Annotated in this window: 5 protein-coding genes; 4 read left to right on the top strand and 1 reads right to left on the bottom strand. The window is 69.3% G+C overall.

Going from position 1 to position 7681, the window contains the following annotated elements:
- Nucleotides 1-329: 329 nt before the first annotated feature.
- From ACFWH7_RS13760 to ACFWH7_RS13770, 3 genes are all read left to right on the top strand, one after another.
- A complete protein-coding gene (locus ACFWH7_RS13760; protein WP_378217074.1) occupies nucleotides 330-2186 on the top strand; it encodes an ABC transporter family substrate-binding protein in 1857 nt (618 codons plus the stop codon).
- A gap of 249 nt (nucleotides 2187-2435) precedes the next feature.
- Complete coding sequence (locus tag ACFWH7_RS13765; RefSeq protein ID WP_378217075.1) at nucleotides 2436-3965, top strand: ABC transporter permease; 1530 nt, start codon at nucleotides 2436-2438, stop codon at nucleotides 3963-3965.
- The gene (locus ACFWH7_RS13770; RefSeq protein WP_378217076.1) at nucleotides 3962-4999 is read left to right on the top strand and encodes an ABC transporter permease; all 1038 of its coding nucleotides are present in this window, start codon (nucleotides 3962-3964) and stop codon (nucleotides 4997-4999) included. Before ACFWH7_RS13765 ends, ACFWH7_RS13770 begins: the two co-directional genes overlap by 4 nt.
- 68 nt (nucleotides 5000-5067) lie before the next feature.
- On the opposite strand, the gene ACFWH7_RS13775 is transcribed toward ACFWH7_RS13770, so the two are convergent.
- The gene (locus ACFWH7_RS13775; protein WP_378217077.1) at nucleotides 5068-5646 is read right to left on the bottom strand and encodes a PH domain-containing protein; all 579 of its coding nucleotides are present in this window, start codon (nucleotides 5644-5646) and stop codon (nucleotides 5068-5070) included.
- A 65-nt stretch (nucleotides 5647-5711) separates the two neighbouring features.
- On the opposite strand from ACFWH7_RS13775, the gene ACFWH7_RS13780 reads away from it, so the two are divergent.
- Complete coding sequence (locus ACFWH7_RS13780) at nucleotides 5712-7538, top strand: ABC transporter ATP-binding protein (protein WP_378217078.1); 1827 nt, start codon at nucleotides 5712-5714, stop codon at nucleotides 7536-7538.
- Nucleotides 7539-7681: the final 143 nt, after the last annotated feature.

Below are 7681 nucleotides of genomic sequence, written 5' to 3' on the forward strand. Positions count from 1 at the left end.
TCGAGACGGAGGACGCGCGCCTGACCGTCTGCCGCATCGTGAGACGCGGGACGGACGCCGGAGCAGGCCAGGGGACGTTTCGCGCGTGTTTCCCTGCTGTCGCAAGGTGAGAACGTCCCCGTACCGGCCAGTATCAACTCGGTAACGATCGACCGTAGCAACCGGGCAAGGGGGAGAAGCGTCGCAACTTGCTGGGTAGCGTTGCCTCAAACCGTGGTGGGCATTCCCGTCCACGCGCGCCGACACCATCCGGACGCGCGGGTGACGGGGCGGCCGGGGGGCTAACGACGCTCCCTCGTACGCGCTCACCATCCCTTGGAGGAGGAACATTGAAGATCAGGCGCACCAGTGCCGCCCTCGCCGTGACGGTCACGGGGGCACTGCTGTTCTCCGCGTGCAGCGGCACGTCGGGTGACGGCGAGACCGAGACCGACGACGCGGGCATCAACACCGAGTCGGCCGTCACGGTCGCGTGGGAGGCCCCCCTCAACGAGCTGAACCTCAGCTCGTCGAACGGCAACGCGACGCAGAACGCGATCATCAACTACGTGCTGAACTCCGGCTTCAGCTACTACGACGCCGACCTGAACCTCGTCCAGGACGAGTCGTTCGGTACGTACGAGAAGGTCTCGGACGACCCGCTGACCATCAAGTACACGTTCGGCGACGACACCAAGTGGTCGGACGGCACGCCCGTCGACGCGACGGAGCTGCTGCTCGACTGGGCCGGCCAGTCCGGCAAGTTCAACACGGTCGAGGCCGAGACGGACCCGGAGACCGGCGAGGTCACGAACCAGGCCGAGGTGGACGCCGGTGTCTACTTCGACGGCTCGGACCCCGGCATCGCCCTGATCTCGCAGAACCCTGAGATCTCCGAGGACAACAAGTCCATCACGGTCGTCTACGACAAGCCGTTCGGTGACTGGGAGCTGAGCTGGACGAACGAGTTCGTCCCCGCCCACGTCGTCGGCCAGAAGGCGCTCGGCATCGAGGACGCGGAGGAGGCCAAGGCCGCCGTCCGCGACGCGATCCTCAACAACGACACCGCCGCGCTGTCGAAGATCTCGAAGTTCTGGAACGAGGGCTTCCAGTTCACCTCGCTCCCCGAGGACCCCTCGCTGTACGTCTCGAACGGTGCCTACACGCTCGAGGACTACAAGGAGAACCAGTACCTCACCCTGAAGGCGAACCCTGACTTCCAGGGCAAGAACAAGGGCGCGGTCGACACCATCACGGTCCGCTACATCGAGGACCCGATGGCCCAGGTCCAGGCGCTCGAGAACGGTGAGGTCGACCTCATCGGCCCGCAGGCCTCGGCCGACGTCCGCACCGCGCTCGAGGCGCTCGACGGCATCGAGACCCACTCGGGCATCGAGGGCACGTACGAGCACGTCGACCTGGTCTTCCAGAACAAGGGTCCGTTCGACCCGCAGACCTACGGCGGCGACGCGGAGAAGGCCAAGGCCGTCCGCCAGGCGTTCCTGCTGACGATCCCGCGCCAGACGATCGTCGACAACCTCATCAAGCCGCTCAACCCGGACGCCGAGGTGCGCAACTCGAACATCCTCATCCCGGGCTCGCCGAACTACGACCAGATGGTCGCGGAGAACGGCTCGGACTTCTACCCGGCCGCAGGTGACATCGAGAAGGCGAAGCAGCTGCTCGCCGACGCCGGGGTCGCCACGCCGGTCAAGGTGCGCTTCGCGTACAACAACGAGAACACGCGTCGCGTGAACGAGCTCGCGCTCATCACCGACACCGCCTCGCAGGCCGGCTTCGAGATCGTCGACACGGGCCGTCCGGCCGCCGAGTGGGGCACCCTGCTCGCCACCGGCCAGGACCAGTACGACGCCTCGCTCTTCGGCTGGCAGTCCACGTCGACCGCGGTCACCGAGTCGGACGCGAACTTCCGCTGGACGCCGAACCCCGGTGTCAACAACTACGGCCAGTACAACAACCCGGCCGTCGACGCCGCGCTGGACAATCTCCAGGTCTCGACCGACCCCGAGGAGCAGTTCCAGCTCCAGCTCGAGGTCGAGAAGAACCTGTGGGCGGACGGCTTCGGTGTGACGATCTTCCAGTTCCCGGCCATCCAGGGCTGGGACGAGAACCTGAAGGGCGTCGAGTCGATCACGATCAGCCCGACGATCTTCCACGGTTTCTGGAACTGGACGTTCGAGGGCTGAGAGTCCTGAACACCGCCTGACGAGGCCCGTCGCCGTCCGCGAGGATGGCGGCGGGCCTGTCCGGACGCAGGAGACCGGGGGTCTTCGACGGCCCGCCCGTCGGGACCCCCGGTCCTCGCGTGCTCCCGAACCCCGACGTCCTCACCACGGCGTCCCGTGCCCCTCGGTTCACGATCGCGCGAGACCCGCGCGTAGAATCGACCGGCCCCAGACCCGGGGTCCCTACCGACCAGCGAGGTAAGACCTCCGATGTTCTCCTTCATCTCGCGGCGTGTGCTGGCAGGGTTGGCGACCCTCCTCGTGTCCACGTTCGCGATGTTCCTGCTCGTCGACGCCGCGATCCGGCCGTACATCTTCATGGATCTCGAGTCGAGCACGAAGCCCAACAAGGCGCAGCTCATCGCCCAGCGCACCGCCGAGCTCGACCTCGACACGCCCTCGGTGATCCGCTACTTCAAGTGGCTCGGCGACTTCGTCACCGGTGACCTCGGGACAGCCTGGCAGAGTGGCCAGTCCGTCACGACGCTGCTCCAGGGCGCAGTGATCTCGACCATCCAGCTCGTCGCCGCGGCGACCGTCCTCGCCGTCGTCTTCGGCGTCATGGTCGGCATCGTCAGCGCGCTGCGGCAGTACAGCACGTTCGACTACCTGACGATCTTCGTCTCGTTCGTGCTCTACTCGCTCCCGGCCTTCTGGGTCGCCGTCCTGCTCAAGCAGTGGGGCGCGATCGGCTTCAACGACTTCCTCCGGGACCCGAACCTCTCGATCCTCGTGATCGCGATCGTCGGCGTCGTGATCGGCCTGTTCTGGTCCCTCGCCTTCGGCGGGACGCTCAAGCGGCGGCTCACGGTCTTCGCGATGGGCTTCGCCGCCAGCGCGCTCGCGCTGCTCTACCTCCAGCTCTCCGGGTGGTGGGCGGAGCCGAACCTCGGTCCGGTCATCATCATCGTCACGGGCACGGCCCTCGCGTTCGCGATCACCGCCCTGGTGTCCGGACTGAAGAACCGCCGCGCGCTCTACGCTTCGCTGACCACGGTCCTGGTCGGCGTCGTCATCTACTTCCCGATCCAGTCCGTCCTCAAGCAGGTGGACAACTGGTGGCTCGTGCTCGTCCTGGGGGTCGTCGCCGTCGGTGTCGGCATCGGGATCGGGTACGCGTGGGGCGGCCCCGACAAGGGCGTGTCCGCGCGCGCCTCCGGCATCACGGCCGTCCTCGTGGCCTCGATGATCTTCGTCGACAAGGTCATGGGTGTCTGGCCCGCGTACTTCAACGCGACGGCGATCAACGGCCGGCCCATCCCGACGATCGGCAACAGCACGCCGAACCTCGGCGGCAACTTCTGGGTGCAGGTCCTCGACCAGTACACGCACCTGCTCCTGCCGACCATCGCGCTCGTGCTCATCCAGTTCGCCGGCTACACGCGCTACTCGCGCGCGAGCATGCTCGAGGTGATGAGCCAGGACTACATCCGCACCGCGCGGGCCAAGGGCCTGCCGGAGCGGACGGTCGTGATGCGCCACGGCTTCCGCAACACGCTGATCCCGCTCGCGACGATCGTCCCCATCGACGTCATCACCCTGCTGGGCGGCGCGATCATCACCGAGAAGGTCTTCGCCCGACCGGGCATGGGCCTGCTCTTCCTCAACTCGCTGCAACGAGGCGAGATCGACCCCGTCATGGCCTACCTCGTCATCGTCGCGGCCCTCGCCATCATCGCCAACATCGTGGCTGACCTCATCTACGCAGCCCTCGACCCGCGGATCCGGGTGAACGCATGAGCAACACACCGAACGACGCGTCGCAGAGCGGCGCGACCGAGAACCAGATCGAGCTCCTCGAGGTCGAAGGGCTGTCCCAGGGGCAGATCGTCCGACGGCGCTTCTTCCACCACAAGGGCGCGGTCGTCGCGCTCGTCTTCCTCGTCGGCATCGTCGCGCTCGCGATCACCTCCATCGGGATCGGCGGCTGGGACGGCTGGTACGCGTACAAGGCGTCCGGTCAGGGCTCGACCTACCCGCTCGTCAACGGGGGAGCGCCCTCGCCCGAGCACATCTTCGGTCAGGACGAGGCCGGCCGCGACGTGTTCGCTCGCGTCATGCAGGGCACGCAGACCTCGCTCCTCGTGGTGCTGTCCGTCGGCGTCATCGCGACGGTGGCCGGAGTCCTCTTCGGGGCGCTGTCCGGGTACTACCGCGGCCGGGTCGACTCGTGGCTCATGCGCTTCACGGACCTCGTCATCACGATGCCGGTCATCGTCATCGGCGCGGTGCTCGCGCTCCTGTCGGGCGGCAGCAACGCGCTCATCCTCGGCGCGTTCCTCGGGCTCGTCCTGTGGCCGCCGCTCGCGCGCCTCGTGCGCGGCGAGTTCCTGTCGCTGCGCGAGCGAGAGTTCGTCGACGCGGCCCGCGTCGCCGGCGCGCGCGACAGCCGGATCATCTTCAAGCACATGCTGCCCAACGCCGTGGGCGTCATCATCGTCAACGTCACCCTGCTCATGAGCTCGGCGATCCTGCTCGAGACGGCGCTGAGCTACCTCGGCGTCGGCATCCAGGCGCCGGCGACCTCCCTCGGCAAGCTCATCAGCGACTACCAGGAGGCGTTCGCGACGCGTCCGTGGCTGTTCTGGTGGCCGGGTCTGTTCATCGTCGCGATCGCGCTGTGCGTCAACTTCATCGGTGACGGTCTGCGCGACGCGTTCGACCCGCGCCAGAAGCGGATCCCGTCGGAGCGCAAGATGGCGCGCGCGCAGCGCGTCGCGCGCCCCACGGCCGCCGCCACGCCGGGTGCGACCGGTGAGGCCGGGGCGAGCTGATGACCGCCGTCGTCGCCGCCCGTCCGGGAGGTCGTGGACCTCTCGGGCGGCGCGGCGCGCCGACGAGGTCAGGCGGTGAGCGCCACGACCGTCGCGACGGCGAGCGCGCCCAGCACGGCGAGCTGCCCGACGTGCCAGGTGGTGCGGGCGCCGGGAGCACCGGGCACCGCGCGATCGAGGTGACCGGCCGCCGCGAGCAGCCCGTGCCGCTGCGTGACGGCCTCGGCCACGGCCTCGGCGTTCGCGCCGGTGACCACGCGCTCCCGGTCCACGGGGTTCCTGCGGGAGCTGCGCAGCCAGCGAGCCGATCCGCTCGACCGGGGCGCCGCCCAGGCGGTCACCCGGCCGCCCGCGTAGCGCACCTCGAGCGAGTACCGGGTCTCGACGCCCTCGTACGCGGTCCACGGCACGTGGACGGTGCGGGCGACGTTGCGGACCTCGACCCCGCCGTCGGACACCTCCACGGCGGGACGCCAGAACAGCATCCAGACGAGGTACGTCACGAGCGCGGCGGGGAGCAGAGCCCCCACGACCGCGACGACGTCCCCCGTCACGGCCGTGACCACGACCAGGGCGACGGCGACGACGCCCGTCGCCACCGTGAGGACTCGGCCGTACGTCGAACGGAAGACCAGCGTGGGACCCATGCGCCCATGCTCGCAGAGTCGCGGCGCCACGAGCGCCGGCTCCAGCAGGAAGGACACTGATCAGCGTGGCCATCGAGACGTCTCCCGCGGCCCCGGCCGCGCGCCAGGGCAGCCCCGTGCTGACCGTGCGCAACCTCGGCGTGGACTTCTACGTCGACAAGGCCTGGTACCCCGCGGCAACGGACGTGAGCTACGACCTCCACTCCGGTGAGGTCCTCGCGATCGTCGGCGAGTCCGGCTCGGGCAAGTCCCAGTCGTCGCTCGCGCTGCTGGGCCTGCTCCCGCCGAACGGTCGTGCACGCGGCTCCGCCAAGCTCGGCGACCGCGAGCTCATCGGCATGTCGCACGGCTCGCTGCGGCACGTCCGCGGCAAGGAGATCTCCATGATCTTCCAGGAGCCGATGACGGCGCTGAACCCCGTGTACACGGTGGGCTTCCAGATCGTCGAGACCATCCGGACGCACTTCAACGTCGGCCCCGCCGACGCGAAGAAGCGCGCGATCGAGCTCCTGCGGCTCGTCGAGATCCCGGAGCCGGAGCGCCGCTTCGACGCGTACCCGCACCAGCTCTCCGGGGGTCAGCGTCAGCGCGCGATGATCGCCCAGGCCCTCGCGTGCGACCCCAAGCTCCTCGTCGCGGACGAGCCCACCACGGCGCTCGACGTCACGGTCCAGGCCGAGATCCTCAAGCTCCTGCGCGACCTGCGGTACCGGGTCGACGCGGCGATCATCCTCATCACGCACGACATGGGCGTGGTCGCGGACATGGCCGACTCGATCATGGTGATGAAGGACGGTCAGGTCGTCGAGCGCGGCACGTCGGCCGAGATCTTCGGCAACCCCCAGCACCCGTACACGGTCCGTCTCCTCGAGGCGGTGCCGCACCTGGGCTCCACGCGCGAGGCGACCACGGTCACGGACCGCGCCCCGGCGGCGGCGCAGGAGCGCCCGCTCGTGCTCGACGCGCAGGACATGGTCATCGAGTACCCGGGCCGACGCCGTCAGGCCGCGTTCCGCGCGGTCGACGAGGTGTCGATGCAGATCCGCCAGGGCGAGGTCCTCGGGCTCGTCGGCGAGTCGGGATCGGGCAAGACGACGATCGGCCGCGCGGCCGTCGGCCTCCTGCCGGTCACCGGGGGTTCGCTCGAGATCGTCGGCAGGAACATGGTGGGCGCGACGCTCAAGGACCTCAAGCCGCTGCGCACCGAGGTCGGCATCGTGTTCCAGGACCCGGGGTCGTCGCTCAACCCGCGCCTGCCGATCGGCGAGTCCATCGGCGAGCCGCTCATGCTGCACAAGGGCGTGAAGGGCAAGGAGCTCAGCCGCGAGGTCGAGCGCCTGCTCGACCAGGTCGAGCTGCCGCGCGCGATGCGCAACCGCTACCCGCACGAGCTCTCGGGCGGTCAGCGCCAGCGCGTCGGCATCGCCCGCGCGCTCTCGCTCGAGCCCAAGCTGCTCGTGGCGGACGAGCCGACGTCGGCGCTCGACGTGTCCGTGCAGGCCAAGGTCCTCGACCTGTTCACGGACCTCCAGCGCGAGCACGGCTTCGCGTGCCTGTTCATCTCGCACGACCTCGCGGTCGTCGAGATGCTGTCCGACCGCATCGCCGTGATGCACAAGGGCAAGCTGGTCGAGGTGGGCGCGACGTCGCAGATCGTGCACGCCCCCCGGCACCCGTACACGCAGCGGCTCCTCGCCGCTGTGCCGGTGCCGGACCCGGCGGCGCAGCGCGAGCGCCGTGCCGCGCGCGACGCGCTGCTCGAGGCCGCGGCGCGCGACATCGCGAACGACGAGCTGTCGTCGCTGGTGGACGAGGAGCGCTCGCTCGCGGAGCAGCGCGACGACATCGACCACGAGCGCAGCGCACCGCCCACCGCAGGCGCCGGGTTCTGAACCACCCCGCACCGACGTACGGGACGACGCCTCGGGGGCAGCTGCTCAGCCTGCGGCCCCCAGGGGGTGCGGGTGTCGGGGGCGCCCCACCCCACAAACCAGGAGACCATAGAGAGACCCGAGCCCGCTACGACCACCCCAAC

Origin of the sequence: Cellulosimicrobium cellulans (assembly GCF_042723955.1) — a bacterium.
GTDB lineage: Bacteria > Actinomycetota > Actinomycetes > Actinomycetales > Cellulomonadaceae > Cellulosimicrobium > Cellulosimicrobium cellulans_H.

Bases quoted from the DNA above. Each gene is read 5' to 3' on its own strand.
- ACFWH7_RS13765 (WP_378217075.1), top strand. From the start codon at position 2,436: ATGTTCTCCTTCATCTCGCGGCGTGTGCTGGCAGGGTTGGCGACCCTC.
- ACFWH7_RS13770 (WP_378217076.1), top strand. From the start codon at position 3,962: ATGAGCAACACACCGAACGACGCGTCGCAGAGCGGCGCGACCGAGAAC.
- ACFWH7_RS13775 (WP_378217077.1), bottom strand. From the start codon at position 5,646: ATGGGTCCCACGCTGGTCTTCCGTTCGACGTACGGCCGAGTCCTCACG.